The following is a 23,899-nucleotide window of genomic DNA, read 5'->3' on the forward strand; positions in this document are numbered from 1 at the left end:
AGTATGTCCCCCGTCACGTCCGTCCTGGTCGCCAACCGCGGCGAGATCGCCCGACGCGTCTTCGCGACGTGCCGCCGCACCGGTGTCGGCACGGTCGCGGTGTTCTCCGATCCGGACGCCGCCAGCCCGCACGTCGCCGAGGCCGACGCCGCGGTCCGGCTGCCGGGTTCGACGCCCGCCGAGACCTACCTGCGCGGCGACGCGCTCATCGCTGCGGCCCGCGCCGCCGGCGCCGACGCGATCCATCCCGGCTACGGGTTCCTGTCGGAGAACGCCGATTTCGCGCAGGCCGTGGAGGCCGCCGGCCTCACGTGGATCGGCCCGCCGGTCAAGTCCATCGAGCTGATGGGCTCCAAGGTCGAGTCCAAGCGGATCATGGCCGACGCCGGCGTCCCCGTCCTCGCCGAGCTGGACCCGGCGGCGGTCACCGAGGCCGATCTGCCGGTGCTCGTCAAGGCGTCCGCCGGTGGCGGCGGCCGCGGCATGCGGGTGGTGCGCGAGCTGGCGGCGCTGCCCCGCGAGATCGAGGCGGCCGCGCGGGAGGCGCAGTCGGCGTTCGGCGATCCGACGGTGTTCTGCGAGCGCTACCTCGAGACCGGACGGCACATCGAGGTGCAGGTGATGGCCGACCGGCACGGCACGGTGTGGGCGGTGGGGGAGCGAGAGTGCTCCATCCAGCGCCGCCACCAGAAGGTGGTGGAGGAGGCCCCGTCGCCGCTCGTCGAACGCCTTCCCGCCATGCGCGCCAGGCTGTTCGAGGCGGCCCGTCTCGCCGCGAACGCGATCGGGTACGAGGGCGCCGGCACCGTCGAGTTCCTCGCCGACGAACAGGGCGAGTTCTTCTTCCTGGAGATGAACACCCGCCTGCAGGTGGAACACCCGGTCACCGAGTGCACCACGGGGCTCGACCTCGTCGAGCTGCAGCTGCAGGTGGCCGCGGGCGCCGCACTGCCCGCCGAACCGCCTGCCCTGCGCGGACACTCGATCGAGGTCCGGCTGTATGCCGAGGATCCCGCCCACAACTGGCGACCGCAGAGCGGCACCGTCGAGCGCATCGAACTGCCCGGCAGCACTGCGGAGTTCGAGGTCCTCGACCGGGCCGGGGTGCGCCTGGACTCGGGTGTCGAGGACGGCTCCGTGGTGAGCGTCTTCTACGACCCGATGCTCGCGAAGGTCATCTCGTTCGCACCCACCCGCACGCAGGCCGCGCAGGTGCTGGCGTCCGCACTGGCCCGCACCCGGCTGCACGGACTGCAGACCAACCGCGACCTGCTGGTGAACGTCCTGCGGCACCCCGCGTTCCTCGCGGGCGACACCGACACCGCGTTCTTCGACACCCACGGGCTCGACCGGCTGGCGCGTCCCCTCGCCGACGAGCAGGCCGAGAAGCTGTCCGCGCTCGCGGCCGCGCTCGCCGACGCCGCCGTCAATCGTGTCGCGGCGCCGGTGAATGCGGGTCTGCCCAGCGGCTGGCGGAACCTGCCGTCGCAGCCGCAGAGCAAGCAGTACACGGGAGCTCACGGCGAGTACGACGTCCGCTACCTGCAGACCCGGTCGGGACTGATCGCGGAGGACTTCGAGGACGTCGCCCTGATTTCCTCCGGGCCGGACCACGTCGTGCTCGACGTCTCCGGTCTGCGGCGCGGTTTCGACGTCGCCCGCTACGGCGACCGGGTGTATGTCGACTCGGCGCTCGGGCCGGTATCGCTCACGGCGATACCGAGATTCGTCGACCCGTCGACCGTCCTCGCGGAGGGGTCGCTGCTGGCACCCATGCCGGGCGCGGTGATCAGGCTGGGGGCGGCAGCGGGTGATCACGTGGCGGCCGGACAGCCGATCCTGTGGCTCGAGGCCATGAAGATGGAGCACACCGTCAAGGCGCCCGCCGCCGGTGTGCTCACCGAACTACCCGTCGTCGTCGGCCAGCAGGTCGACGTCGGATCGGTCCTGGCAATCGTGGAAGCAGAAGTCGCAGAAGGAGAAACCGCATGAGCAGCTTCATCGAGACGGACGAGCAGAAGGAGTTGCGGGCGGCGGTCTCCAAGCTCGCGCAGCGCTTCAACTACGTCGACTACGTACTTCCCAAGGCACGCAAGGGCGAGCCGCTCACGGAGCTGTGGAACGAGGCCGGCAAGCTCGGGTTCCTCGGCGTCAACCTCCCCGAGGAGTACGGCGGCGGGGGAGCGGGCATCTACGAACTCGCCCTGGTGCAGGAGGAACTCGCGGCGCAGGGCGCCGGACTGCTGCTGGTCGTGGTCTCGCCCGCGATCTGCGGCACCATCATCGGCAAGTACGGCACCGATGCGCAGAAGCAGGAATGGCTGACCGCGCTCGCGGACGGCTCCAAGATCATGGCGTTCGGCATCACCGAACCCGATGCCGGTTCCAACTCGCACCAGATCACCACCACCGCCCGGCGCGACGGCGAGGACTGGGTCCTGCGCGGCAACAAGGTCTACATCTCCGGCGTCGACCAGGCCGACGCCGTGCTGATCGTGGCCCGCACCGAGGACCACAAGACGGGCAAGCTCAAGCCCGCGCTGTTCATCGTGCCCACCGACGCCGAGAACTTCGTCGCGCAGCGCATGGATATGGACATCATCGAGCCGGATCACCAGTTCACGCTGTTCCTCGACGACGTCCGGCTGCCCGCCGACGCGCTCGTCGGATCGGAGGACGCCGCGCTGATGCAGCTGTTCGCGGGCCTCAACCCCGAGCGCATCCTCGGTGCGGCCATGGCGATCGGTATGGGTCGGTGGGCCCTCGAAGCCGGTGTGAAGTTCGCGAAGGAGCGGACCGTCTGGAAGACGCCGATCGGCGCCCACCAGGGGCTGGCGCATCCGCTGGCGCAGTGCAAGATCGAACTCGAACTGGCCAAGCTGATGATGCAGAAGGCTGCCGTCCTCTACGACAGCGGCGACGACTTCGGTGCGGCGGAGGCCGCGAACATGGCCAAGTACGCGGCGGCCGAGGCCAGCATCAGGGCCCTCGATCAGGCGATCCAGACGCACGGCGGCGCGGGTCTCACCAAGGAATACGGGCTGTCGGCGATGCTCGGCGCGGCGCGGATCGCGCGGGTGGCGCCGGTGAGTCGCGAGATGATCCTCAACTTCGTCTCCCAGCACTCGCTGGGCCTGCCGAAGTCGTACTGAGGCGGTGCGTATGACGGATCGTTTCGTTCGATACGACGTCGCGGACGGCTGCGCCACGCTCACCCTCGACTCACCGCACAACCGCAACGCGATCTCGAGCAGGCTGGTCGCCGAACTGCTGCAGGGGTTGGCCGACGCCGCGGCCGACGATGCCGCCCGCACGGTCGTGCTCACCCACACCGGGGGCACGTTCTGTGCGGGTGCGGATCTGTCGGAAGCGTCCGGGGCGTCCGGGGCCTCCGGGGCGGTCGATGCGAGCCCGGCGGAACTCGCCGCCGAGCGGACCCGGCAGATGGTCGGGCTGTTGAGGGCGATCGTCGAACTGCCCAAGCCCGTGATCGCCCGAGTGGACGGACACGTCCGTGCCGGCGGGATGGGACTGGTGGGGGCGTGCGACATCGTCGTCGCCGGGCCGGACAGCACGTTCGCCCTGACGGAGGCGCGTCTCGGGCTGGCGGCGTCGATCATCTCGCTCACCGTGATTCCGCGGCTCACGGCGCGCGCGGCGGGGCGCTACTTCCTCACGGGCGAGAAGTTCGGCCCGCACGAGGCGGAGGCGATCGGGCTGATCAGCGAGGCCGTGCAGGATTCGGAGGACACCGTTCGGGAGCTGGTCTCGGCACTGCGGAAGTGCTCGCCGCAGGGGCTGGCCGAATCCAAGAAGCTCACGACGATGCGGATGCTCGAGGACTTCGACCGCTACGGGGAGGTGCTCGCCGCACAGTCGGCGGCCCTGTTCGGGTCGGCGGATGCGGTCGAGGGGATCACCGCGTTCATGCAGAAGCGGCCGCCGAGGTGGGCCGTCGACGGCTGAAACGAGCGCGGGGTTCCTTCCGTGATGGACGGGACCCCGCGCTCGTCGGGGCGTCGGATCAGCCGAAGATGCCCGAGACGGTCTCGAGCGAGCCCGCGAAGAAGCTGAGGGCGCCGAAGAGGTCGCTGGCAGCGCCGGCGAAGTCGGTCACGAAGTCGAAGAAGTCGAGGATCTCGGCAGAACCCATGGTGATGCTCCTGTGGATGTGGTGTTAGTAGGGAAGGCAATCCTTCCTCAGGGAAGATTGATAACGTGCCCGAGTCTGGTTCGCAATGAGAATGTGATGTAGGTAACCCTAACTTTCACGGTGTTAACTTCGGATGCACATATCGGTAGGGCGGGTAGGAGAGGACAGCGACGACATGCGCGCACCCCAGCAGGACCGGAGCAGGCTGACCCGGCACAGGCTCCTTGAAGCCACGGTCGACTGTCTGACCGATTTCGGGTGGTCCGCGACAACGGTCGCGGTCGTTGCGCAGCGCGCCGGCGTCTCCCGCGGTGCCGCGCAGCACCACTTCCCGACCCGCGAGGATCTCATCACCGCGGCGCTCGAGTTCATGTTCGACAGCCGGATGGAACAGGCGCGGCGTGAGGTCACCGAGCTGCCCGAAGGGGCGGGCCGGACGGAGGCGGTCGTGGCCCGGCTCGTCGACTACTACTCGGGTTCGCTGTTCAAGGCGGCGCTGCAGGTGTGGACGGCGGCGGCCGCCGACCCCGAACTACGGGCACGGGTGCTGCCGCTCGAGGAGCGGTTCGGTCGCATCGCCCACCGCACGGCCGTCGAGAGCCTCGGTGTCGACGATTCGAACCCCACGGTCCGGCGGCTCGTCCAGGCCACCCTCGACCTCGCCCGCGGTCTCGGGCTCGCGGACGTCCTCACCGACGACTCGCGCCGTCGCGCCGAGATCGTGCGGTGCTGGGCGGTCCAGCTCGACGCCGCGCTGCGGCCACTCGACGCGCAGCGCGTGGACGCGACGGCACCCGCCTCGCCGGTGTCGTAGCCGGTACAGTTCCGCTCCATGTCGAACAAGCTGGTGGGGGTGCTGGCGGGTGTCGCGGTGCTGGTCACCGGATGCGGCGCGGCGGCGGGCGGTTCTGACGAATCCAGCGGTTCGTCGGCGTCGACCGCACGCACGTCCGGTCCCTTCTTCGGGGAGTGCGGATCGGTCACCGACGAGGAGGTGGCCGCGGCCTTCGGCGTCCCGAGTTTCGGGTCGGTGGTCCGCAACTCGGTGGGCTGCGAGTGGCAGGTGTCGCCGGCGGCCGGGCAGCCCGGACCGCATGTGTCGTTCTCCTGGTATCGAGGAAGCCCGATCGGTCGCGAGCGGGCCGGCAGTGAGCTGATCGGGCGTCCGGCCACCGACATCGAGATCGAGGGGCGTCCCGGTTTCGAGGCGTCCGTGTCGAGCCGGCTGTGCGAGCTGGGGGTCGAGTTCGACGACGACTTCGTGCACTGGTCGGTCGCATACGTCGACTCGGTGCCGTCGGCCGATCCGTGCACCGCGGCACGACATCTCGCGGAGCTCACCGCGTCGAGGGGGAAGTGACGTTGACCCGGACCTCGACACTCGCCGCCGTCCCCACCGCTGTCCTGGCCGGTGTGCTCCTGCTCGCGGGCTGTGCCTCGACCGTCGCCGGCACGCCGACCCCGGTCGGTGCGACCGAGCCCGGTGCGTCGTCGCGGTTCGCGGCGCTGCTCACCGAGTGCGACGTCGTCGCGCCCGAGAAGATCGCCGAGGCGGTCGGCGGTGACTCGATCGAGCGGGGCTTCTTCGGCGCGATCTGCCGCTGGACCGTCGGCGGCCCGAGCGGTCCGGTCCGGGTGACGTTCAACTGGTTCGAGACCGGCGGGCTCGACATCGAGCGCCGGACGTCCGAGCAGTTGGGGTATGCGGTGCAGGACATCACCGTCGAGGGGCGGCGTGCGGTGCTGTCGCGACCCCCGCAGGATCCGGGCAGTTGTGGGATCTCGGCCGGTGGCCCGGCCGGGGGCGTCGTGGGCTGGTGGGTGCAGTTCCAGTCGGCCGGACACCCCGATCCGTGTGACGCCGCGGTCGCGCTGGCAAAGCTGACGTTGAACCTGAGCGCGTGAGGTCGGACCGGTCCGACTCGCCCGGAGATTTCCGGACTCACATACCACGCCGGGCATACCATGTTCGGCCCGCTTTGACCTCGAACGGAGCCGCCGGGTATCGTTGGGGGTCGTGTCCGACCGTGGGGGTCGCTACGCAGGCAACTCTCCCTCGTGCTCGGGCCGATCTGTGTGCCTATGCGAGGCATTGCCGTGCGCGAGTTTCTGCTGTTTCTGCAGGTACGAGCATCCGGTTGCCTGTGTAGGGGTGCGCGACACGCCCGACCTCGTGTGCACATGAGGGCCGGGTGAGGGGCAGCAGCTCTCTTGCCCCAACCGATGGATCCCTAATTTCAGAACAGCCAAGGTTGCTTGAACGGGTTCCTGTACGAGCAGTCCGAAACCGAAGAAGAAAGCCGGTAAATGCCAACCATCAACCAGCTGGTCCGCAAGGGCCGCCGCGACAAGACCGCCAAGGTCAAGACCGCGGCCCTCAAGGGCAGCCCGCAGCGTCGTGGTGTGTGCACTCGCGTGTACACCACCACCCCGAAGAAGCCGAACTCCGCGCTGCGAAAGGTCGCCCGTGTGCGCCTGACCAGCTCCGTCGAGGTCACCGCTTACATCCCGGGTGAGGGCCACAACCTGCAGGAGCACTCGATGGTGCTCGTTCGCGGCGGTCGTGTGAAGGACCTCCCGGGTGTGCGCTACAAGATCATCCGCGGCTCGCTCGACACCCAGGGTGTCAAGAACCGCAAGCAGGCACGCAGCCGCTACGGCGCCAAGAAGGAGAAGGGCTAATGCCACGTAAGGGCCCCGCTCCCAAGCGCCCGCTGATCGCCGACCCGGTCTACGGTTCGCCGCTGGTCACGCAGCTCGTCAACAAGATCCTGCTGGACGGCAAGAAGTCCACCGCCGAGCGCATCGTCTACGAAGCACTCGAGCAGGCTCGCGAGAAGACCGGCACCGATCCGGTCGTCACCCTCAAGCGTGCGCTCGACAACGTCAAGCCCGCCCTCGAGGTCCGCAGCCGTCGCGTCGGTGGCGCCACCTACCAGGTGCCGGTCGAGGTTCGCCCCGGCCGCTCCACCACGCTGGCCCTGCGCTGGCTGGTGACCTTCTCGCGTGCACGTCGTGAGAAGACCATGGTCGAGCGTCTCGCCAACGAGCTCATGGATGCCAGCAATGGCCTCGGTGCAGCCGTGAAGCGTCGCGAGGACACCCACAAGATGGCTGAAGCCAACAAGGCGTTCGCGCACTACCGCTGGTGACACCACGCCAGGCCGGGGGAGCCTCACGGCACCGAATCCCTCGGCCTGGCGTTGGTCACTACTGTGTCGGTTCCGTCACCCGGGCCGGCTGACAACACAAGAACGTGGTCCCGACAAGGACCGACACGAGCAACGAGCGGGGAAGAATCCTGTGGCACAGGAAGTGCTGACCGACCTGAACAAGGTCCGCAACATCGGCATCATGGCGCACATCGATGCCGGTAAGACCACCACCACCGAGCGCATCCTCTTCTACACCGGTGTGAACTACAAGATCGGTGAGACCCACGACGGTGCGTCGACCACCGACTGGATGGAGCAGGAGAAGGAGCGTGGTATCACCATCACCTCCGCTGCTGTCACCTGTTTCTGGAACAACAACCAGATCAACATCATCGACACCCCCGGCCACGTCGACTTCACGGTCGAGGTCGAGCGCTCCCTCCGTGTTCTGGATGGCGCCGTTGCCGTGTTCGACGGCAAGGAGGGCGTCGAGCCCCAGTCCGAGCAGGTCTGGCGCCAGGCTGCCAAGTACGACGTTCCGCGCATCTGCTTCGTCAACAAGATGGACAAGATGGGCGCGGACTTCTACTTCACCGTGCAGACCATCATCGATCGCCTCGGCGCGAAGCCGCTGGTCCTGCAGCTGCCGATCGGCGCTGAGGACGACTTCGACGGCGTCGTCGACCTCGTCGAGATGAAGGCCATCACCTGGCGCGGCGTCGTGCCGACCGGTACCGAGCCCACCATCGAGGAGATCCCCGCGGATCTGGCCGACAAGGCTGCCGAGTACCGCGAGAAGCTGCTCGAGACCGTTGCCGAGTCCGACGAAGCTCTCATGGAGAAGTACTTCGGCGGCGAGGAGCTCACGGTCGAGGAGATCAAGGGCGCCATCCGCAAGATGACGGTCGCCTCCGAGCTGTACCCGGTTCTGTGTGGTTCCGCGTTCAAGAACAAGGGCGTTCAGCCCATGCTCGACGCGGTCATCGACTACCTGCCGAACCCGCTGGACATCGGCGAGGTCGAGGGTCACAAGCTGAACGACGAGGAGACCATCCTCAAGCGCAAGCCGAGCAAGGACGAGCCGTTCTCGGCTCTGGCCTTCAAGATCGCTGCGCACCCGTTCTTCGGCAAGCTCACTTTCGTGCGCGTCTACTCGGGTCGTATCGAGCCGGGTGCCCAGGTCCTCAACGCGACCAAGGGCAAGAAGGAGCGCATCGGCAAGCTCTTCCAGATGCATGCCAACAAGGAGAACCCGGTCGACGAGGCCGTGGCCGGCCACATCTACGCGATGATCGGCCTGAAGGACACCACGACCGGTGACACCCTGTGCGACCAGGCGAACCCGATCGTCCTCGAGTCCATGACCTTCCCGGATCCGGTCATCCAGGTCTCCATCGAGCCCAAGACCAAGTCCGACCAGGAGAAGCTGGGCACCGCGATCCAGAAGCTGGCCGAAGAGGACCCGACCTTCTCGGTCGAGCTCGACGAGGAGACCGGCCAGACCGTCATCGGCGGCATGGGCGAGCTCCACCTCGACATCCTCGTCGACCGTATGCGTCGTGAGTTCAAGGTCGAGGCCAACGTCGGCAAGCCGCAGGTCGCGTACCGCGAGACCATCACCCGGCCGGTCGAGAAGCACGAGTTCACCCACAAGAAGCAGACCGGTGGCTCGGGCCAGTTCGCAAAGGTCATCATCGCCCTCGAGCCGTTCATCGGCGAGGACGGCGCGAGCTACGAGTTCGAGAACAAGGTCTCCGGTGGCCGCGTTCCGCGCGAGTACATCCCGTCGGTCGACGCCGGTGCACAGGATGCGATGCAGTACGGTGTTCTCGCCGGCTACCCGCTCGTGAACCTCAAGCTGACCCTGCTCGACGGCGCTTACCACGACGTCGACTCCTCGGAAATGGCCTTCAAGGTCGCCGGTTCGCAGGCGCTGAAGGAAGCCGCCCGCAAGGCCGGCCCGGTCATTCTCGAGCCCATCATGGCTGTCGAGGTCACCACGCCCGAGGATTACATGGGTGAAGTGATCGGCGACCTCAACTCCCGCCGTGGCCAGATCCAGGCCATGGAGGAACGCAGTGGTGCCCGTGTCGTGAAGGCGCTGGTTCCGCTCTCGGAGATGTTCGGTTACATCGGTGATCTGCGGTCGAAGACCCAGGGCCGAGCGAACTTCTCCATGGTGTTCGATTCCTACGCAGAGGTTCCCTCGAACGTCTCGAAGGAAATCATCGCCAAGGCGACCGGCGAGTAACCTCGGTTTCGTCGGCCGAAGCACGACCAACGTAATAACCAACCGCACTGCTGCATACCGCAAGCACAATCAGTCCAGGAGGACATCCAGTGGCGAAGGCGAAGTTCGAGCGGACCAAGCCGCACGTGAACATCGGCACCATCGGTCACGTCGACCACGGCAAGACCACGACCACCGCGGCCATCACCAAGGTGCTCGCCGACAAGTTCCCGGATCTGAACGAGAGCTTCGCTTTCGATCAGATCGACAAGGCGCCGGAGGAGAAGGCTCGTGGTATCACGATCAACATCTCCCACGTCGAGTACCAGACGGAGAAGCGCCACTACGCGCACGTCGACGCTCCGGGTCACGCGGACTACATCAAGAACATGATCACCGGTGCCGCCCAGATGGACGGCGCGATCCTGGTCGTGGCCGCCACCGACGGCCCGATGCCGCAGACGCGTGAGCACGTGCTGCTCGCCCGCCAGGTCGGCGTGCCCTACATCCTCGTCGCCCTGAACAAGGCCGACATGGTCGACGACGAGGAAATCCTCGAGCTCGTCGAGATGGAGGTCCGCGAGCTGCTGGCCGGCCAGGAGTTCGACGAGAACGCTCCGGTCATCCCGATCTCGGCGCTCAAGGCGCTCGAGGGTGACGAGAAGTGGGTTCAGTCGATCGTCGACCTCATGCAGGCCGTCGACGACTCCATCCCGGACCCGGTTCGTGAGACGGACAAGCCGTTCCTGATGCCGGTCGAGGACGTCTTCACGATCACCGGTCGTGGCACCGTCGTCACCGGTCGTATCGAGCGTGGCGTTGTCAACGTGAACGAGGAAGTCGAGATCGTCGGCATCCGTCCCGATGTCACCAAGACCACGGTCACGGGCATCGAGATGTTCCGCAAGCTGCTCGACCAGGGCCAGGCCGGCGACAACGTCGGTCTGCTGGTTCGTGGCATCAAGCGCGAGGACGTCGAGCGTGGCCAGGTTGTGGTCAAGCCCGGCACCACCACCCCGCACACCGAGTTCGAGGGCCAGGCGTACATCCTGTCCAAGGACGAGGGCGGCCGCCACACGCCGTTCTTCAACAACTACCGTCCGCAGTTCTACTTCCGTACGACTGACGTGACGGGCGTTGTGACCCTGCCCGAGGGCACCGAGATGGTCATGCCCGGTGACAACACCGAGATGTCCGTCGTGCTGATCCAGCCGGTCGCTATGGACGAGGGCCTGCGTTTCGCGATCCGTGAGGGTGGCCGCACCGTCGGCGCCGGTCGCGTCACCAAGATCATCAAGTGATTCTCTGATCACTGACGGTTGATCCCGTCTGATCCAGTCAATGGCGCTCACTCCTTCGGGAGTGGGCGCCATTGCGCGTTTCCGGGCCTGTTTCGGGGCCTGTTTCAGGCCCGTTCTCAGGGCCGGAATCGGTCCTGGCCGACAAGCCGCGCCGGTCGACCATAGGCTGGTCGGATACCGTCCCGATTCTTCGACCGGTCGGCTGCGGCGGAGACCGGGACCGCGAACGCGCGGTCCTCCGGTGTCGGACAAGGAGCGGCGATGCCCTCTCGAGAATCCCTGACCAGGCACGACACCGAGGTGCTGGTCGTCGGGGGCGGGCCCACCGGCATGACCGTCGCGGGGGACCTCGCTCGTGCCGGCCGTCAAGTCGTGGTCCTGGAGCGTTGGTCGTCGATCAATCCGGCCAGTCGGGCCTTCGTCACGATGCCCCGCGCCCTCGAGGTGCTCGACAGCCGCGGTCTGGCCGACGACTTGCTGGCGGATTCGATCCTGCGGCCGGTCGCGGGGATGCCGAGGAACTCGCCCGTGTGCGTGGCCACGAAGGTGGCGCGGGAATCCGGCTTCGGACCCCTCCGGGGCCGGCGGCCAGCAGGTGGCGGACCGCTGCCTGAACACCCATCCGGCGGATTTCATCTGCGGATGGAACACAACAGGCGCCGGATCGTGTCGACGATTGTCGACAACCTCCTCGAACTGGAAGTTGACCACGTCCTCGGGGTCCGCAGAAGCGGGGGTGTCCGTCATGGATCTGCTCCTCACAGAGGCCTCGAGCCGATCGAGATCCGCACGACGAGCGAGTCGGCACGCGCTGCTGCACCTCGACCCCGACCGGTGACGGCAAGCCACTCCCACCCTGAGGCGAACAGGCCGCGGTCGGCCGGTGTCAGACGGTGGCGCCGAACGCGCGCCGGGCGTGAACCAGGAGTTCGCGCAGTGCCGGGGACGGATCCGGCTTCCACACCAGGGCCAGGACGGCATCGACAGCGACGTCGGAGACCACCCGCGATTCCAGGTCCGGATACGACGCGGCCATCGATTCGCTGAGGATCGCGACGCCCAGTCCGCGGGCCGCGAGGTCGGCCACGGTGTCGGGGGCGCTGGCCTGCAGCGCGATGTCGGGCCGGCGCCGCAGTTCCGCGCACCCCTGCTCGAGGACGGTGCGGATACCGGTGCCCATCGGCAGCGTGATCAGGGGATGTGCGCACGCGTCGGCCAGCGTCACCGACGGCAGCCGGGTCAGCGGATGACCGGTGGGCACGGCGGCGACCAGACGCTCACTCACCAGCGTGAACGAGGCCAGATCGGCGGGCGCGTTGCCGGCAACCCCGACGAGGGCCAGCTCGATCGTGCCGCCGCGCACGCCGTCGACGAGCCGATCGGAGTTGTTCTCGGTCAGGCTCACCTCGACGCCCGGATGCGCGCGATGAAACGCGGACAGTGCGTCGAACAGTGGCGTCACGGTGCACGCCGTGACCATTCCGACCTCGAGTCGACCCCGGACCAGGTGATTGACGTCGTCGACCGCCGCACGGACGGCGCTGGCTGCGGCCAGCGCGGCGCGGGCGTGTGTGAGCGCCGCCTCGCCGGCGACGGTGAGGGTGGCAGTGCGCGTCGAGCGGTCGAACAGGGGTGCGCCGAGGTCGTTCTCGAGTTGCCGGATCTGCGCGCTGATTCCCGACTGGCTGACGTGGACGCAGGCAGCGGCGCGCGTGAAGTTGGCTTCCTCGGCGACCGCGACGAAGTATTCGAGCTGGCGCAGTTCCATGACTGATAATTCTAGTTCTGAGAACAACTATCTGTTGGACTTCTCGATCCCGCCGTCGGATGCTCGATGTACCGAATCCGGTGCACGAGAGGAACAGGCATGACGAAGGCGCACACAGAGAAGGCAGTGAAGGCAGTGAAGGCAGTGAAGGCGGAGAAGGCGGAGAAGGCACGGACACCCGAGGACCTCACCAGACTGTTCGTCGAACGGTCCAACGCGTGCGATGCCGACGGGGTCGCCGCGCTGTACGCGGAGGACGCGGTGATGGCGTACCCGCCCGGATCGGTGACGGTGGGCCGGGACGCGATCCGCGAGCTGTGGGCGCAGGTGCTGGCGCACGCGCCTCGTTTCGAGCCGGAACCGCCGTTGCCGACGCTCGTGAGCGGCGATCTCGCGTTGACGTCGACGCCGCCCCGGGACGGGGCGGGCGCGCGGGCGCAGGTGGTCCGCCGGCAGGCGGACGGCAGTTGGTTGCGGGTGCTCGATCAGCCGGAGTTCGTCCGGCCCACCGAATGATCGGGCGAGTGAGCGGCTAGTGGCCGGCCACCCGCAGGCCGTTCGCGGCCGCGTAGCTTACTGCCTGGTGCATCTCGATGCGCGCGCCGGTGAGCCTCGCGGAGGTCCATAGGGCGGCGTCGACGCGGGCACCTTCCAGGTCGGCGTCGTCGAGGCGCAGGTCCCCGGTGCGTGCGCCGGTCAGGTCGGCGCCGCGCAGGATCGCCTTGCGCAGGTCTGCCTTGACCAGGTTGGCCTCTCGCAACCGGCAGCCCGACAGGTCGACGCCGCGCAGGTCGATCTCACCGAGCGAGGCGAGGGTGAAGTCCACCTCCTCGAGCGTGAGCGGGCGGATCCGGGACTCCCGGATGACCGAACCCATGAAGCTCGAATGCCGAAAGGTGCTGTCCCACATGCGGGTGTACTCGAAGTGGCAGTTCCGGAACGCCGATCCGCTGTGCTGTGAGCCGGTGAGATCGGCGCCGGTGAAGTCGCAGTCGGTGAACGTCACCGATTCGGTGACGAGGTTCGACATGTCGGTGTCCCGAAACGTGCAGCCGGTGTAGTTGCGGTGCTGCCAGGTCTCGCCGGCGAAGGTCGCGTCGGAGAAGTCCTCGCCGTCGAAATCCGTGCCCTCGAAGTCGAAGTCGGAGTCGGTGTTCGAGAGGTCGGGGCCCGTGTCGCGCATGGTGTCAGTCTGCTCCACTGCCGGCGGTCGACTGCGAGCCGGGTGTGGCGGGTGCAGCCACCGGGGGGTGGTCGGCGCGGTCGAGGTGCAGCAGGATGCGTATCGCGACGTCGGCGACAGCGGTGCCGCCGAGTGCGGATGTCGTGGTGGCGGCGATCCGCTCGGACGCGAGGGTGAGCGCGGCGACGTCGGAGTGCGGATCGGATTCGACGGTCACCTGGATCGTCGCGAGCCCACGATCCGACAGCGCACGACCCCGCGCCCGGCGCACCCCGGGCAGCTGCGCGAGTTCGGTGGCGACACCGTTCGCGATCGGGCCGAGGTCGATGGAAACGGGTGTGTCCGTCCGCGACTCGAGGAACTGGCTGGGAGAGGCGCGCCGACGGGTGAGGTCGACGGCGAGGACGACGACCGCCAGGACGAGGGAGACGCCGATGGTCACGGCGAGCGCCGCATGCCACCAGCTCTGGTCGGGGACCTCGATCAGCCGGTCACGGTCGAAATTGGCCACCGCGTCTCGGATCGCGGTCACGCCGCGGTCCCATGCGAGTGCCGTCGCTCCGGCCGCGGCGAGTGCGAGGCCGACGACGAGGACCAGGAGGCGGTTCAGTGCGGCCGCGCTGCGCTTCACGACCGTGCCTGCTTGCGGTCTGTGCGCGTCCTGACGCGCAGCTTCAGCGGGCGTCCGAGGAGTGAGAGTCCGTCTCCGACGGCGCCGACGACCGCTTCTCGCAGGTTGTCGGCATCGGGTCCGGTGACGGCGGCGTCGGTGATCGCGTGAACGGTGGCGCGGCGGCGGTCCACGGTGGTGTGCGCGGACACCACGCCGGGCACGGTGCCGGCGCGCGCACTGCACATGCGGGCGACGTCGACGGGCCGCATCCACACCGTGGCGACGCCGTCGTCGGCGCGCAGCGGAACGTGGGTGCGGGTGCGCGGGGCGAGCGCGAGCAGCACGAACAGGATGCCGACGACGAGGCCGGCGAGCGCGACCGGGACCAGCCACTGCTCCCAGTGCAGGCGTCCGAGCCATTCGAACGTGTTCCGCAGCCAGGGTGCACCCGAGATGGTGCCGCGGGATATGAGCAGTTCGCGGGCGGCGACGGCGGCCAACCCGAGCAGGCCCAGCGCGATCAGGATCGCCGCGGGGACGGCGGCGGGTGCGGCGGCCGGTGGCCGCGGCGCGGTGACGGTGTCGGCGGGGGAGGGCGTCGGGCAGGCGATGTCCGAATCGCCCGGGGTGTCGGGGCCGGTGCCGGCGACGAGGACGCCGAGTTGGTGCAGCGGCATTCCGGTGAGGTTCTCGACCTGTTCGCCCACCTCGTGGTGGACGCGCCGGGTCAGCTCCGCGACGTCGCACGGCCAGTGCACGCCGAGATACAGGTTGACCGCCACCGACCGGGTCCCGGTGGAGACGTCGGCGCGGGGCAGTTCGCGCCCGGTGAAGCGGGTGAGCCCGCCGCCCTGCGACACGACACCGGGCACCTGGAGCGCGGCGGTGGTCGCGATCTTCGCGATCGCCCGGTCCTTGATGACCAAGCTGCCGCGTGACCCCGGTTCGTCGATCGCTGTCTGAGCCGGCGGGGCGTCGCTCGGTTCGGTGTCCGGTTCAGCCACGGCCGCGGGATCGGAGCAGGGCGCCGAGGTCGAGGTGGCCGTCGCGGTGGGCGCCGATCGCCATCCCGACCGCGCCGAGGAGCACCGCGAAGACGAAACCGCTGAAGCCGCCGAGGATTCCGGCCAGGGCCAGGAGGAGTCCCGCGATCAGTCCCATGCTTGTACTGCTCATAGTTCGGGTCCTGTCTCGTCGTCGGGGGTGTCGGTCAGGTCCTCGATCGTCACGTCCACCGGAATGCCCACGACCGCGTGGACGGCGGCGCGCACCCGTTCGGCGGTGGCGAACAGGTCGGCCGGGTACCGCACGGTGACGTGCATCGAGCAGTGGTCGTCGCCGAGCCTGACGCCGGTCACGCGGCGGCCGGGCAGATATGTGGCGATCTCGCCGAACTCGCCGCCGTGCAGTCCCGCCACCTCGGGCACCGCCAGTGCCGCCCGTGCGGCCAGCTCCGCCGGTGAGAGTGTTTGTGCGACAGGCTCGGTCACTGCACCCTCGGTTTGGCGTCGGACTCGGCGCCGGTGTCGGTCTCGTCGAAGAGCACGACGTCGAAGACGGTGATGTTGACTTCGGTGACCTCGAGGCCGGTCATGTTCTCGACCGCGGCGATGACGTTCCGGCGGATCCCGGCGGCGAGTTCGTGCAGTGCCACGCCGTACTCGGCGACGATGCCGATGTCGATCGCGGCCTGCTTCTCGCCGACCTCGACCGCGACGCCCTGCCGGTGGTCGACGCGTGCGCCGGGGATGCGGTCGCGCAGCGCCCCGACGACGCGTGCGGTGCCGCCACCCACGTCGTAGACGCCGTTGATCTCGCGGGTGGCGATGCCCGCGATCTTCGCGACCACCGCGTCCGCGATGATCGTCCTGCCTTGCGAGCTGATCAGGTCGGGCGTCCCGCTTGCCCCGAACGGGATTCGCCCGCCGCCCGCGTTCGAACCTGCACCCGGATCAGTGGTCATCGTCGCTCCTCTTACGGTGCCGTTCCCGCGTCGGCTCCGGTTCCGGTTCAACTGTAGTGACTTCTGCGTTCTCTCGGGTGCCGCGACGGGCTACGGTTCGAGCGACAGGGCATTCGAGCAGCGACGGCCGTCGCATGTCGAGAGGTGAGGGACGAATGAGCGCAACGGTATTGGTGACGGGTGGGACGGGTGGGCTGGGTGTCGCGGTGACGCGCACGCTCGCGGACGCCGGCTGGCGCGTCGTCGTGCCGTGGCACTCGGCGGGCGCGGCGGAGCGGCTCGGCAGTCATCCGGCCGTCGTGCCGGTTCGTGCGGACCTGCTCGATGCGGACAGCGTCGCCGAGGTGGTCTGTGTCGCGACCTCCGACGCGGACGCGCCGCTGACGGCCGTTGCGAACCTGGTCGGCGGTTTCGCGATGGGCAAGCGATTGCACGAGACGCCGGTCGAGGACTTCGAGTCGATGTTGCGCCTGAATCTGCGTCCGCTCTATCTCACGACGCAGGCCGCGGTGCCGCACCTGATCGAGGCCGGGGGTGGCTCGATCGTGACGGTGTCGAGCAAGGCGGCGTTCGCGCCGTTCTCCGGCGCCTCGGCCTATGTGACGTCGAAGGCCGCGGTGTGGGCGCTGACCAGCGCTCTGGCGGTCGAGTACGCCCGCGACGGGATCCGCGCCAACGCGGTCCTGCCGTCGATGATCGACACCCCGGCGAACCGGGCGGATCAGCCCGGCGCCGACCGCGGCGGCTGGGTCTCGCCCGAGCGGATCGCGGAGGTCGTCGCGTTCCTGTGCAGCGACGCATCGGCGGCGATCACCGGTGCGCAGGTGCCGGTGCCGGGTGTCGCGGAGCGCTGAGGCCCGTGAACGGCGGGTACCCGTCCACGGCTCGGATTTGGTAAGAACATGTTCTAGTTTGGTGGGTAGGTCCCGCACCGGGTGATGGAGGGTTGGCAGGCATGTCCAGTAACGAGAACACCGTGGGTCCGGTCGTGATCGTCGGGGCCGGTCTGGCCGCCGTCCGCGCCGCCGAGGAACTGCGTCAGTCGGGCTACGACGGTGAGCTGGTGATCGTCGGCGACGAGCCGCACCTGCCGTACGACCGGCCGCCGCTGTCGAAGGAAGTGGTGCGTGGCGAGAACGACGACACGACGCTGCGGCCGCGGGAGTTCTTCGACGAGCAACGGATCGACCTGCGTCTCGGCGCCGCCGCGACGGGCCTCGACCGGGAGAACCGCACGGTCTCGCTGTCGGACGGTACCGAGATCGCATACGGCGACCTGGTGATCGCGACCGGGCTGACCCCGCGCCGCATTCCGGGCCTGCCGGAACTGGACGGCGTCCACGTCCTGCGTTCGGTCGACGAGAGCCGCGCGCTGCGTGCCGACCTGCGCGAGGGGGCCCGGGCCCTGGTCGTCGGCGCCGGCTTCATCGGGTGCGAGCTGGCCGCGAGCATGCGCGGCCTCGGGTTGGACGTCGTGCTGGTCGAGCCGCAGCCCGCGCCGCTCGCGTCGGTGCTGGGGGAGCAGGTGGGCGCGCTGGTCGGGCGCATGCACCGCGACGAGGGCGTCGACGTCCGCGCCGGCGTGGGGCTCGCGTCCCTCACCGGCGACGGGCGGGTCAGCGGTGCGGTGCTGTCCGACGGCACGGAACTCGACGTCGACGTCGTCGCGATCGGTATCGGCTCGGTGCCGGTCACCGGTTGGCTCGAGGGCTCGGGGGTCGCGCTCGGCAACGGCGTGCTGTGCGACGAGGTGGGCCGGACCGACGATCCGCACGTGTGGGCCATCGGTGACGTCGCCGCGTGGCGTCACGAGACGGGCGGTCACAAGCGCGTCGAACACTGGAGCAACGCCGGTGACCAGGCGAAAATCCTCGCGGGTGCGCTCACCGGTACCGGCGACCCGGACGCGCCGGCGCAGGTTCCGTACTTCTGGAGCGACCAGTACGGGCTCAAGATCCAGGCCCTGGGCACCGTCTCGGCCGACGACGACGTCCATGTGATCAAGGACGACGGGCGCAAGTTCGTCGTGTACTACTCGCGCGGCGGCGCGCTGACCGCGGTCGTCGGTGCCGGATCGGCCGGCGCGGTGATGAAGATGCGCGCGAAGATCGCGTCGGGCGTACCGATCGGGGAACTGCTCGAGTCCGCTCCTGCCTGACCCGGCTAGATTTGTCGGGTGATCGTTGCGCTCATCGACTCGGGTCTCGGACTGCTTCCGACGTCTGCGTGGCTGCGTCGGTTGCGGCCGGATCTGGATCTGATGCTGTCGCTCGACCCGGAGAACGCGCCGTGGGGACCGCGGGACGAGCAGTGGGTGATCGACCGGGTGGTCGGCACCGCGCGCCGGGCGGTCGACCGGGGTGCCGAGGTGGTGGTGCTGCCGTGCAACACCGCGAGCGTCACCGCGCTCGACCATGTGCGCGCCGACCTCGGCGACGGCATCCCCGTCATCGGCACGGTGCCGGCCATCAAGCCGGCGGCCGCGGTGTGCGATTCGGTCGCCATCTGGGCCACCGCCGCGACCACGGCGAGCGCCTACCAGGCGAATCTGGTCGAGGAGTTCGCGAACGGCAGCTCGGTGGTGGGCGTGGCGTGCCACGGTCTGGCCGACGCGATCGATCTCGGTGACGTCGAGGCCGCACGGGCGGCCATCGCGTCCGCGGCGGCCCGCACGCCCGACGACGTCAGCGGTGTCGTGCTCGGGTGTACCCACTATCCGCTCGTCGCGGACGAGATCGCCGCACACCTGCCCGACGGGGTCGTGCTGTTCGACAGCGCCGAGGCTGTCGCGGCACAGACACTGCGTCGCATCGATGCGCTCGGACGCGACACGACCGGGCAGGGAACCGTCGAAGTCCTACTGAGTGGGACCAGGGGCGAGCTGCCGGTCAGTGCCGCCGCGTTCGATGCCGGACGGCTCCTGCTCGCCGCGCCCTCGCGCTGATCCGGTCGCGTCAGCCGAGCTGGACCATCCCGGCTGCCACCACCCGGGCAACGCTGCCCAACTCGTCGCCCGGGCGCCGCGGGACGTCGTCGAGGTCGCGCGTCCGGTCATTGCGGGCGGCCGAGAACATCGCCGCGACCCACGCGTTCGCGCAGGCCCGCAGGGTTCCCGGCTGCACCGGGCCGGCGGCACTGGCCTGCAACACGCGGACCGTCGCGTCGTGCAGATACGAGCGGAATCGTCGCAGGTGGTCACGGATGTCCGGGTGCGTCTCGGCCTCCCGCAAGATGATCACCCGCATCAGCGACGAGTGATCGTCACGCAGGTTGAGAGCGTTGTCGAGGTTGACCAGGCTGGTCGCCGGGTCGCCGGGCGCGACGAGGGGGTCGACGTCTTCGAGTGGCTCGGCGGGCAACCGTTCGGCCAGCAGCGCGGTGAGGATGTCGGCCTTGGTTGCGAAGTAGTAGAAGATCAGGCCCTTGGGCACCCCGGCGGCCGCGGCCACTGCGGCGGTCGAGGTGGCGTCGAATCCACGCTCCGCGATCAGCGATTCCGCGGCGTCGAGGATCTTCTCGCGTGCGTCACCGTCGATCTTGGCGCTGCGCCGTCGCTGCGGCATCGGGGGTCTCCGGTAGCACGTCGGTGGGGTGAGGGCTTCGGCCCCCACCCCACCGACGTTTCGTGAGGTTGTCGGATGTGCGTTCGTTTCGTTTGTCGGTGCCTGTCGGTGCCTGTCGGTGCCTGTCGGTGCTTGACGGTGCTTGTCGGTGCTTGTCCGCGTATCTCAGTGCGCGGCGACACCGCCGTGTCCGTGCATCCGGGCACTCATCGCCGGCAACCCGGCGACGGCGACCACCACGGTCAGTGCTCCGACCACCCAGGCTGTCCACGATGCCCCGGTCATCGAGCTGAAGTTCATGACCCACGGGGAGATGAACATCAGGACGCCGAACACGCCCATCGCGTAGTCGACCGCGGCCATCCCGGGCCGCGCCATGCTCGCGAGGCCGGCCAGGGCGACGAGCACACCGAGCACGATCAGCGACCACCGGGCGCCAGTGTCGGTGGCGAGCCACAACGGTGAGAGGGCGGCGTAGGCGCCGATGATGACAGCCGCGTAGTCCTGCCAACGAGTTGATGCCTTCATGTCCAGCCTCCTCGGAAAGGATTGTGTCCTCACCTCAGTGTCACGCTGACTGACCGGCCGATCAATATGTCCGGATTGCACTCTTGTTGCAGGATTGTGCAGTTCAGGGCACGAAACGGTGACCGAATGTCACATGGGTCCAGTTGGACTGAACCGATGTGACATTCGGCCTCGAGCAGGACGGCGCCGGACACCGCCGGAAAGCGAGAGGCCCGACCCCACCGGACGGTGGAATCGGGCCTCTCGGAAGGACTCGAGCCGAGTATCAGAACTCGATCTTGAGGTGATCGCTCACCGGCTTGGCCTGGCAGCCCAGGATGTAGCCGTTGTCGATGTCCTCCTGGTCGAGGACGCCGGCGTGATCCATGGACACCTCGCCCTCACGGACGGTGCAGGCGCACGAACCGCACTCGCCCTCCTGGCAGGAGTACGGCACGTCCAGGCCCTTCGACAGCATGACGTCGACGAGGGTCTGCTTGCGCGGCCACGCGAAGCTGTGGGTCTCGCCGTCCAGCTCGATCTCGACGGTCGCGGCGTCGGCGGCCTCTTCCTCGGAGACCTCCTCGAGCTCGACGTCCTTGAACGGGTCGCCGGCGAGGGAGTTGAACACCTCGGCGTGGACCTGCGCGCGCGGCATTCCGGCGTCGGCCAGGGCGGCGTGGATGGTGTCCATGAACGGCCCGGGGCCGCACATGAAGGCCTCGTGCGACGTGAACGGGGCCGCGAGCGTCGCGAACTGCGCGGCCGACGGCAGGCCCTGCAGGCTCACGATCCAGTGGATGATCGTGAGGCGGTCGGCGTACTTGGCGGCCAGCTCGCGCAGCTCGGCCGCGAAGATCACCGAGCTCTCGTCGTTGTTGGCGTAGACGAGGACGACCTTGCCCTTGCCCTCGGTCAGCGCCGACTTGAGGATCGACATCACCGGGGTGATGCCGCTGCCCGCGCCGAACAGCAGGAAGTCGTGGTCGAGCGACTTCGGGGTGAAGACGCCCGACGGCGGCAGCACCTCGATCTGGTCACCGACGGAGACGTTGTCGCAGAGCCAGTTGGAGCCGTAGCCCTCGGCGGTCCGCTTGACGGTGACCTTGGGCGCGTCGTCGGTGAACGGCGAGCTCGCGAGGGAGTAGCAGCGGGCGACCGAGCCGGTCAGGTCGCTCGGGATGCGCAGCGTCAGGAACTGGCCGGGCTTGTACTGGAACTTGCTCTTCATGTCCGCGGGGACGTCGAAGACCAGCGACCGCGAATCGGGGGTCTCCTCGATCACCCCGGACACGGTGAGCACCGCGGATCGAGAGCTGTGCGGCACGTCGATAGTGGTCATGCGAACTCTGGTCCTCTCGTGGATCAGTTTAGAACGTGTTCTAGTTTCAGCGTAGCAGCGTAGCGACGCTACCGGGGCGATGGTAATTCTCTGCTTCCGGCTCCCGCTGATCGGGAGCGTTCTCGAGCGCGATGTCGGGGCTCTCGAGAAATCAGGCCTCGAGGACCAGCCACCCACCGTGGTGGTCGAAGACCTCGAAGGGGCGACCCGTGGATCTGCCGAGTTCGCGGAGGGTGTCGGCGGCGAACGTGCGGACGTGGCCGTGGCAGGCGGTGGCCTCGTCCTCGTACGGGACCGCGACCACGACGCGCTCACGGGCGATGCGCAGGGCCTCGGTGAGCACGGCGGCGCCCGTCGTGGGATCGACGTGCTCGAGCAGGTGGACTGCGGTGACGGTGTCGGCGCTGTCGTCGGGCACCGGGACGTTCGCGGCGTCGCACACGAGGGTGGAGATCGGGATGCCGAGGCGGGGCGCGACCGCGTCGAGCAGCGTCATGGTGCCCGGCAGGATGTCCGTCGCGGTGACCGGGACGCCCGCGCGGGCCAGGCGCAGCGGCAGGAACCCGAAGCAGGAGCCCAGGTCGAGGACGCTCCCGCGGACCAGTTCGGCCGCCTTGTCGTGGATCGGCGCGAAGTCCGCGGTGCCGTCGAGGAGTTCCTCGAGCGAGTTGCGGTAGTAGACGGTCCACGACTCGAGGGCGTCCGGCACGGTGGAGCGGACCAGGCCCACCATCGTGAGCTCGAACTCCGTCTGGCCGAAGTCGGCGTCCCCGATCGATGCGGTGACCTCGGCGACCAGTCGTTCGCTGAGGGCCTCGGGGCCCAGTGCGTGCCGGACGTGCAGGGAATCCCCGCTCCGGGTCAGTGTGATCGGCCCGCTCGGGATGCGTTCGACGGTGACGTGGTCGTGCGACCACCGGCCCGGGGCGCAGGGGGCGAGCGAATCAAGCGTCATGGTGGGCGGCTCCGTTCAGGAGTGGTTCGTGCAGGTCGGCGAGGCCGGTGTAGAGCACCCGGCTGCCCTGGGTGATGAGGTCGATCAGGTCGAGCGACTCGTCGGTCAGCCACGTCTCGTACGCCCCGAGTGCGACGCCGAGCAGCAGGTAGCCGACCGTCTTGGGGAGCTGATCGGTGGGCGCGAGCCCCAGTCTCCCGGCGACGTATTCGGCGATCACCTTGCGCCAGCCGTCGTACATCACCACCGAGTACGCCTGCAGCGCCGGCACGACGAAGATCAGTTCCATGCGCCGACGGTGACCGGCCGCGACCTCGGGCGGAAAGGTGTTGAACGCCAGCACGGCCGAGACGAGGCTGTCGAGGATGGACATGTCGTCGGGCATTTCCGCGAGCAGGGTGCGCATCTCCGACATGTGCGCGTCGAAGTCGCCCCACGGCACCGCGTTCTTGGACGGGAAGTACCGGAAGAACGTGCGTCGCGCGATTCCCGCCGCTTCGGCGATGTCGTCGACGCTGGTGTCGTCGAACCCGCGGGCAGCGAACAGGTCGATGCCGACCGCCGCGATGCGGTCACGTGTCGTGGTCGGTCTCCTACCGATCCGCGACGACGGGCTCCTGCGAGTTCGCACCTGTGTGGCCTCCTTCACTAGTCATTGTGCACCCGATGCCATTACAGTGGTGAGTCGAGTCACAGTGAAGACGTCACTATGACCGCAGACTCCGCTCCTGGGGTCCGAATTAGAGGAGGAATTGATGTCCGATCGCGACAGTGTCATTTCTGCCAACGAGAGCTCGCTCGTCGAGGAGTCCCTCGTCGAAGAGGTTTCCATCGACGGTATGTGCGGCGTGTACTGATCGTGTCCACACCAGCCGCCGGCAATAGCTCGTCGGCCGGCACGATCGATCTCGACGCGGCGTGGAAGCTTCACCCGCAGGTGGCGCTGCGCCCCGAACCTTTCGGGGCGCTGCTCTACCACTTCGGAACGCGCAAGCTCTCGTTCCTGAAGAACCGGACCATCGTCGCGATCGTCGAATCCCTGCCGGAGCACCCGGACGTCCGGGCCGCTCTGTCGGCTCAGGGCATCGAGGAGGATGCGGCCCGGCCGTACCTGCGCGCCCTCGAGACCCTGGCCGACTCGCACATGATCGTGCCGTCCTGATCTC

Annotated in this window: 29 protein-coding genes and 1 pseudogene; 17 read left to right on the forward strand and 13 right to left on the reverse strand. The window is 68.5% G+C overall.

The genetic code is table 11. The features are described from left to right. Nucleotides 1-3: 3 nt before the first annotated feature. The 3 genes from DEU38_RS03795 to DEU38_RS03805 are packed head-to-tail and all read left to right on the forward strand — an operon-like array spanning nt 4 to nt 3,966. Nucleotides 4-1,992 (forward strand): biotin carboxylase N-terminal domain-containing protein, encoded by a 1,989-nt coding sequence (locus tag DEU38_RS03795; protein WP_114718783.1) that lies wholly within the window; start codon nt 4-6, stop codon nt 1,990-1,992. Continuing rightward, a complete protein-coding gene (locus tag DEU38_RS03800) occupies nt 1,989-3,152 on the forward strand; it encodes an acyl-CoA dehydrogenase family protein (protein ID WP_114718784.1) in 1,164 nt (387 codons plus the stop codon). Before DEU38_RS03795 ends, DEU38_RS03800 begins: the two co-directional genes overlap by 4 nt. A 10-nt stretch (nt 3,153-3,162) precedes the next feature. Further along, the gene (locus tag DEU38_RS03805) at nt 3,163-3,966 is read left to right on the forward strand and encodes an enoyl-CoA hydratase family protein (RefSeq protein ID WP_114718785.1); all 804 of its coding nucleotides are present in this window, start codon (nt 3,163-3,165) and stop codon (nt 3,964-3,966) included. Nucleotides 3,967-4,024: 58 nt separating this feature from the next. Here the strand turns inward: DEU38_RS03805 and DEU38_RS28970 are convergent, their stop codons facing one another. Beyond that, the gene (locus DEU38_RS28970) at nt 4,025-4,153 is read right to left on the reverse strand and encodes a hypothetical protein (RefSeq protein WP_258557615.1); all 129 of its coding nucleotides are present in this window, start codon (nt 4,151-4,153) and stop codon (nt 4,025-4,027) included. A 175-nt stretch (nt 4,154-4,328) separates the two neighbouring features. On the opposite strand from DEU38_RS28970, the gene DEU38_RS03810 reads away from it, so the two are divergent. The 8 genes and pseudogenes from DEU38_RS03810 to DEU38_RS03845 form a co-directional block, all read left to right on the forward strand. After that, nucleotides 4,329-4,967: a TetR/AcrR family transcriptional regulator gene (locus DEU38_RS03810; protein WP_114718786.1), complete on the forward strand. Its 639-nt coding sequence runs from the start codon at nt 4,329-4,331 to the stop codon at nt 4,965-4,967. Between the two features lie 18 nt (nt 4,968-4,985). After that, the gene (locus tag DEU38_RS03815; RefSeq protein ID WP_114718787.1) at nt 4,986-5,513 is read left to right on the forward strand and encodes a DUF3558 domain-containing protein; all 528 of its coding nucleotides are present in this window, start codon (nt 4,986-4,988) and stop codon (nt 5,511-5,513) included. 2 nt (nt 5,514-5,515) lie between these two features. Continuing rightward, a complete protein-coding gene (locus tag DEU38_RS03820) occupies nt 5,516-6,058 on the forward strand; it encodes a DUF3558 domain-containing protein (RefSeq protein WP_114718983.1) in 543 nt (180 codons plus the stop codon). 402 nt (nt 6,059-6,460) lie between these two features. After that, entirely contained in the window at nt 6,461-6,835 is a 375-nt protein-coding gene (gene rpsL / locus DEU38_RS03825) for a 30S ribosomal protein S12 (RefSeq protein WP_114718788.1), read from the forward strand. Further along, nucleotides 6,835-7,305, forward strand: a complete 471-nt coding sequence (rpsG, locus tag DEU38_RS03830; protein ID WP_114718789.1) for a 30S ribosomal protein S7 — start codon at nt 6,835-6,837, stop codon at nt 7,303-7,305. Before rpsL ends, rpsG begins: the two co-directional genes overlap by 1 nt. Nucleotides 7,306-7,456: 151 nt before the next feature. Further along, the gene (gene fusA / locus DEU38_RS03835; RefSeq protein ID WP_114718790.1) at nt 7,457-9,559 is read left to right on the forward strand and encodes an elongation factor G; all 2,103 of its coding nucleotides are present in this window, start codon (nt 7,457-7,459) and stop codon (nt 9,557-9,559) included. An 89-nt stretch (nt 9,560-9,648) separates the two neighbouring features. Further along, the gene (gene tuf, locus DEU38_RS03840) at nt 9,649-10,839 is read left to right on the forward strand and encodes an elongation factor Tu (protein WP_114718791.1); all 1,191 of its coding nucleotides are present in this window, start codon (nt 9,649-9,651) and stop codon (nt 10,837-10,839) included. 261 nt (nt 10,840-11,100) lie between these two features. After that, nucleotides 11,101-11,316, forward strand: a pseudogene (locus DEU38_RS03845) (FAD-dependent oxidoreductase); the annotation flags it as partial. A 409-nt stretch (nt 11,317-11,725) separates the two neighbouring features. Here the strand turns inward: DEU38_RS03845 and DEU38_RS03850 are convergent. Next, nucleotides 11,726-12,607 carry a LysR family transcriptional regulator gene (locus DEU38_RS03850; protein WP_114718792.1) on the reverse strand — a complete coding sequence of 294 codons (882 nt, stop codon included), beginning with the start codon at nt 12,605-12,607 and terminating at the stop codon, nt 11,726-11,728. Between the two features lie 99 nt (nt 12,608-12,706). On the opposite strand from DEU38_RS03850, the gene DEU38_RS03855 reads away from it, so the two are divergent. Beyond that, nucleotides 12,707-13,123 carry an SgcJ/EcaC family oxidoreductase gene (locus DEU38_RS03855; RefSeq protein ID WP_114718793.1) on the forward strand — a complete coding sequence of 139 codons (417 nt, stop codon included), beginning with the start codon at nt 12,707-12,709 and terminating at the stop codon, nt 13,121-13,123. A 16-nt stretch (nt 13,124-13,139) separates the two neighbouring features. On the opposite strand, the gene DEU38_RS03860 is transcribed toward DEU38_RS03855, so the two are convergent. From DEU38_RS03860 to DEU38_RS03885, 6 genes are read right to left on the reverse strand one after another with little or no spacing between them, the layout of a single operon-like run. After that, the gene (locus DEU38_RS03860) at nt 13,140-13,790 is read right to left on the reverse strand and encodes a pentapeptide repeat-containing protein (protein ID WP_114718984.1); all 651 of its coding nucleotides are present in this window, start codon (nt 13,788-13,790) and stop codon (nt 13,140-13,142) included. Between the two features lie 4 nt (nt 13,791-13,794). Then, nucleotides 13,795-14,421, reverse strand: a complete 627-nt coding sequence (locus DEU38_RS03865; RefSeq protein WP_114718794.1) for a hypothetical protein — start codon at nt 14,419-14,421, stop codon at nt 13,795-13,797. Then, nucleotides 14,418-15,407 (reverse strand): DUF6286 domain-containing Asp23/Gls24 family envelope stress response protein, encoded by a 990-nt coding sequence (locus DEU38_RS03870; protein ID WP_114718795.1) that lies wholly within the window; start codon nt 15,405-15,407, stop codon nt 14,418-14,420. Before DEU38_RS03870 ends, DEU38_RS03865 begins: the two co-directional genes overlap by 4 nt. Continuing rightward, on the reverse strand, nt 15,400-15,579 hold the full coding sequence (locus DEU38_RS03875) for a DUF2273 domain-containing protein (RefSeq protein WP_114718796.1): 180 nt from the start codon (nt 15,577-15,579) through the stop codon (nt 15,400-15,402). Before DEU38_RS03875 ends, DEU38_RS03870 begins: the two co-directional genes overlap by 8 nt. Beyond that, the gene (locus DEU38_RS03880; RefSeq protein WP_114718797.1) at nt 15,576-15,893 is read right to left on the reverse strand and encodes a hypothetical protein; all 318 of its coding nucleotides are present in this window, start codon (nt 15,891-15,893) and stop codon (nt 15,576-15,578) included. The genes DEU38_RS03875 and DEU38_RS03880 overlap by 4 nt, the downstream gene beginning before the upstream one ends. Next, complete coding sequence (locus DEU38_RS03885; RefSeq protein WP_114718798.1) at nt 15,890-16,366, reverse strand: Asp23/Gls24 family envelope stress response protein; 477 nt, start codon at nt 16,364-16,366, stop codon at nt 15,890-15,892. Before DEU38_RS03885 ends, DEU38_RS03880 begins: the two co-directional genes overlap by 4 nt. A 155-nt stretch (nt 16,367-16,521) precedes the next feature. Between DEU38_RS03885 and DEU38_RS03890 the strand changes: the two genes are divergently transcribed. The 3 genes from DEU38_RS03890 (at nt 16,522) to DEU38_RS03900 (ending at nt 19,310) form a co-directional block, all read left to right on the forward strand. Further along, on the forward strand, nt 16,522-17,220 hold the full coding sequence (locus tag DEU38_RS03890) for an SDR family NAD(P)-dependent oxidoreductase (protein ID WP_114718799.1): 699 nt from the start codon (nt 16,522-16,524) through the stop codon (nt 17,218-17,220). Nucleotides 17,221-17,321: 101 nt separating this feature from the next. After that, complete coding sequence (locus tag DEU38_RS03895; RefSeq protein WP_181818660.1) at nt 17,322-18,524, forward strand: NAD(P)/FAD-dependent oxidoreductase; 1,203 nt, start codon at nt 17,322-17,324, stop codon at nt 18,522-18,524. A gap of 18 nt (nt 18,525-18,542) precedes the next feature. Further along, a complete protein-coding gene (locus DEU38_RS03900) occupies nt 18,543-19,310 on the forward strand; it encodes a glutamate racemase (RefSeq protein WP_114718800.1) in 768 nt (255 codons plus the stop codon). Between the two features lie 10 nt (nt 19,311-19,320). On the opposite strand, the gene DEU38_RS03905 is transcribed toward DEU38_RS03900, so the two are convergent. The 5 genes from DEU38_RS03905 to mftR form a co-directional block, all read right to left on the reverse strand. After that, a complete protein-coding gene (locus DEU38_RS03905; RefSeq protein ID WP_114718801.1) occupies nt 19,321-19,929 on the reverse strand; it encodes a TetR/AcrR family transcriptional regulator in 609 nt (202 codons plus the stop codon). Nucleotides 19,930-20,094: 165 nt separating this feature from the next. Then, nucleotides 20,095-20,457 (reverse strand): SPW repeat protein, encoded by a 363-nt coding sequence (locus tag DEU38_RS03910; protein ID WP_114718802.1) that lies wholly within the window; start codon nt 20,455-20,457, stop codon nt 20,095-20,097. Nucleotides 20,458-20,722: 265 nt separating this feature from the next. Then, a complete protein-coding gene (locus DEU38_RS03915) occupies nt 20,723-21,778 on the reverse strand; it encodes a ferredoxin--NADP reductase (RefSeq protein WP_114718803.1) in 1,056 nt (351 codons plus the stop codon). Nucleotides 21,779-21,929: 151 nt separating this feature from the next. Further along, nucleotides 21,930-22,733 carry a mycofactocin oligosaccharide methyltransferase MftM gene (gene mftM / locus DEU38_RS03920; protein WP_114718804.1) on the reverse strand — a complete coding sequence of 268 codons (804 nt, stop codon included), beginning with the start codon at nt 22,731-22,733 and terminating at the stop codon, nt 21,930-21,932. After that, nucleotides 22,723-23,364 (reverse strand): mycofactocin system transcriptional regulator, encoded by a 642-nt coding sequence (gene mftR / locus DEU38_RS03925; RefSeq protein WP_114718986.1) that lies wholly within the window; start codon nt 23,362-23,364, stop codon nt 22,723-22,725. The genes mftM and mftR overlap by 11 nt, the downstream gene beginning before the upstream one ends. A 124-nt stretch (nt 23,365-23,488) precedes the next feature. On the opposite strand from mftR, the gene mftA reads away from it, so the two are divergent. Beyond that, on the forward strand, nt 23,489-23,590 hold the full coding sequence (gene mftA, locus DEU38_RS03930) for a mycofactocin precursor MftA (RefSeq protein WP_103143061.1): 102 nt from the start codon (nt 23,489-23,491) through the stop codon (nt 23,588-23,590). Further along, nucleotides 23,575-23,895: a mycofactocin biosynthesis chaperone MftB gene (mftB, locus tag DEU38_RS03935; RefSeq protein WP_397484269.1), complete on the forward strand. Its 321-nt coding sequence runs from the start codon at nt 23,575-23,577 to the stop codon at nt 23,893-23,895. Before mftA ends, mftB begins: the two co-directional genes overlap by 16 nt. The last annotated feature ends 4 nt before the right edge of the window (nt 23,896-23,899 follow it).

This window comes from Rhodococcus sp. AG1013 (genome assembly GCF_003350365.1).
Lineage (GTDB): Bacteria > Actinomycetota > Actinomycetes > Mycobacteriales > Mycobacteriaceae > Prescottella.

Excerpts from the sequence above, each read along its gene's own strand:
- DEU38_RS03890 (WP_114718799.1), top strand. The coding sequence starts at position 16,522 with ATGAGCGCAACGGTATTGGTGACGGGTGGGACGGGTGGGCTGGGTGTC.
- DEU38_RS03805 (WP_114718785.1), top strand. The coding sequence starts at position 3,163 with ATGACGGATCGTTTCGTTCGATACGACGTCGCGGACGGCTGCGCCACG.
- DEU38_RS03885 (WP_114718798.1), bottom strand. The coding sequence starts at position 16,366 with ATGACCACTGATCCGGGTGCAGGTTCGAACGCGGGCGGCGGGCGAATC.
- DEU38_RS03915 (WP_114718803.1), bottom strand. The coding sequence starts at position 21,778 with ATGACCACTATCGACGTGCCGCACAGCTCTCGATCCGCGGTGCTCACC.
- DEU38_RS03815 (WP_114718787.1), top strand. The coding sequence starts at position 4,986 with ATGTCGAACAAGCTGGTGGGGGTGCTGGCGGGTGTCGCGGTGCTGGTC.
- DEU38_RS03910 (WP_114718802.1), bottom strand. The coding sequence starts at position 20,457 with ATGAAGGCATCAACTCGTTGGCAGGACTACGCGGCTGTCATCATCGGC.
- mftM (WP_114718804.1), bottom strand. The coding sequence starts at position 22,733 with ATGACGCTTGATTCGCTCGCCCCCTGCGCCCCGGGCCGGTGGTCGCAC.
- DEU38_RS03800 (WP_114718784.1), top strand. The coding sequence starts at position 1,989 with ATGAGCAGCTTCATCGAGACGGACGAGCAGAAGGAGTTGCGGGCGGCG.
- DEU38_RS03855 (WP_114718793.1), top strand. The coding sequence starts at position 12,707 with ATGACGAAGGCGCACACAGAGAAGGCAGTGAAGGCAGTGAAGGCAGTG.
- mftA (WP_103143061.1), top strand. The coding sequence starts at position 23,489 with ATGTCCGATCGCGACAGTGTCATTTCTGCCAACGAGAGCTCGCTCGTC.
- DEU38_RS28970 (WP_258557615.1), bottom strand. The coding sequence starts at position 4,153 with ATGGGTTCTGCCGAGATCCTCGACTTCTTCGACTTCGTGACCGACTTC.
- DEU38_RS03795 (WP_114718783.1), top strand. The coding sequence starts at position 4 with ATGTCCCCCGTCACGTCCGTCCTGGTCGCCAACCGCGGCGAGATCGCC.
- DEU38_RS03875 (WP_114718796.1), bottom strand. The coding sequence starts at position 15,579 with ATGAGCAGTACAAGCATGGGACTGATCGCGGGACTCCTCCTGGCCCTG.
- DEU38_RS03850 (WP_114718792.1), bottom strand. The coding sequence starts at position 12,607 with ATGGAACTGCGCCAGCTCGAATACTTCGTCGCGGTCGCCGAGGAAGCC.
- DEU38_RS03810 (WP_114718786.1), top strand. The coding sequence starts at position 4,329 with ATGCGCGCACCCCAGCAGGACCGGAGCAGGCTGACCCGGCACAGGCTC.
- DEU38_RS03905 (WP_114718801.1), bottom strand. The coding sequence starts at position 19,929 with ATGCCGCAGCGACGGCGCAGCGCCAAGATCGACGGTGACGCACGCGAG.
- DEU38_RS03860 (WP_114718984.1), bottom strand. The coding sequence starts at position 13,790 with ATGCGCGACACGGGCCCCGACCTCTCGAACACCGACTCCGACTTCGAC.
- DEU38_RS03895 (WP_181818660.1), top strand. The coding sequence starts at position 17,322 with ATGTCCAGTAACGAGAACACCGTGGGTCCGGTCGTGATCGTCGGGGCC.
- rpsL (WP_114718788.1), top strand. The coding sequence starts at position 6,461 with ATGCCAACCATCAACCAGCTGGTCCGCAAGGGCCGCCGCGACAAGACC.
- rpsG (WP_114718789.1), top strand. The coding sequence starts at position 6,835 with ATGCCACGTAAGGGCCCCGCTCCCAAGCGCCCGCTGATCGCCGACCCG.